We start from the raw sequence: 253 nt of genomic DNA, 5'->3' as shown, positions 1-253 counted from the left end.
CTCTGCCCCTGCGCATCGCGCACCGGCAGCCATGCTCTGTCGCGGCTATTGAATTCAAAGGCGCAACCGGCGAGATCCGCCAATTGTGTTTCCGGACGCAATGCAAATCCATAGGCCAGTGCATCACAGGTCAGCGTTTTGACACCAGTCTTGCCCTGAATATGGTAGCGGATGCCCTCAACGTGATCTTTCCCGACAATATTATCAGGGCGCACATTATAGACGGTTTTCACACCGGCAAGGCGCAGTTGCA

At 54.9% G+C, this 253-nt stretch carries 1 pseudogene; it reads right to left on the bottom strand.

The annotated features are described in order from the left end of the window. A pseudogene (locus HBA93_RS22275) lies at positions 1-253 on the bottom strand (FAD/NAD(P)-binding oxidoreductase); the annotation flags it as partial.

The sequence above is a fragment of the Ochrobactrum sp. SFR4 genome (assembly GCF_019730395.1).
Lineage (GTDB): Bacteria > Pseudomonadota > Alphaproteobacteria > Rhizobiales > Rhizobiaceae > Pseudochrobactrum.
Note: the sequence above shows the minus strand (reverse complement) of the source record. Positions and strands in the feature narration are given on the sequence as shown.